Source organism: uncultured Nocardioides sp., from assembly GCF_947488025.1.
Taxonomy (GTDB): Bacteria; Actinomycetota; Actinomycetes; order Propionibacteriales; family Nocardioidaceae; genus Nocardioides.
This window is the reverse complement of record NZ_CANKYS010000039.1, coordinates 1-886: the sequence shown is the minus strand read 5'-3', so window position 1 is coordinate 886 and position 886 is coordinate 1. Positions and strand designations below refer to the sequence as shown.

Genomic DNA, 886 nt, shown 5'->3' with positions numbered 1-886 from the left:
CGGGCGAGCGTAGCCGCCCTCAACGCGGCAGATCCGGGCGAGCGTAGCCGCCCTCAACGCGGCAGATCCGGGCGAGCTGCTGCTCCGGGCCGGCCAACGCGGCAACGTGACCGTCACCTACACGACGGCGTGGTGAGCGTGACTGCTTCGGCTGCGCGACGCGCCAGCTCACCCTCGGATGACGGCCCCACCAGGTTTCCAACCACTGTCGATCGGGTAGAACTCGCTTCATGGCCGAGCTCACCTTGCCGCCGGTGGTCTACGCACCGACCATCGACCTGGACGGCTCCATCCGCATACGCATGCACGAGATGCGCGACGGGCGCACGGCCCTGTTCGTGTACTCCGCCATCGACCGGTTGCAGGACCAGTACGGCGACGACGCGTCCTGGGTGCTTCTCAGTGTCGATGACCTGCAGAGGGCTTTCGAGCAAGCTCCTTACGACCTGCTGTTCCTGGACCGTGAGCTCCACCCCCAGGAGGCAGCGTGAAGCGCCCCAGGTTTGATGCCGCATCCTTGTGAGTTGGAAGGATGCGAACCATGCCGAAGAAGATCGATCCGAAGATCAAGGAGCGCTGCGTTCGGCAGGTGCTGGAGCATCTGCCGGAGTACCCGTCGCTGACCGCAGCGGCTGAGGCTGTTGCTCGGCGCGAGGGCCTCGGTAAGGAGACGGTGCGCCGCTGGGTCGTCCAGGCCCAGATCGATGGTGGACAGCGCCAGGGAGCGACGAGTCAGGAGCTGGCCGAGATCAAGGACCTCAAGGCCAAGGTCCGCCGGCTCGAGGAGGACAACGAGATCCTGCGCCGTGGAGGCTGTCGCACGGATGGTCGCGGTGGCCGGACTACAAGTCGCCCGGTATCGATGGGGCCCGCGGGCTCCGGGCCC

Annotated in this window: 1 protein-coding gene and 1 pseudogene; both read left to right on the top strand. The window is 66.8% G+C overall.

Going from position 1 to position 886, the window contains the following annotated elements; genetic code table 11:
• The first annotated feature begins 230 nt into the window (after positions 1-230).
• Positions 231-491, top strand: a complete 261-nt coding sequence (locus tag Q1B24_RS21795) for an SAV_915 family protein (protein WP_299933079.1) — start codon at positions 231-233, stop codon at positions 489-491.
• 50 nt (positions 492-541) lie between these two features.
• Positions 542-886, top strand: a pseudogene (locus Q1B24_RS21790) (IS3 family transposase); the annotation flags it as partial.

Coding starts and splice junctions, on each gene's coding strand:
- Q1B24_RS21795 (WP_299933079.1), top strand. CDS start 231: ATGGCCGAGCTCACCTTGCCGCCGGTGGTCTACGCACCGACCATCGAC.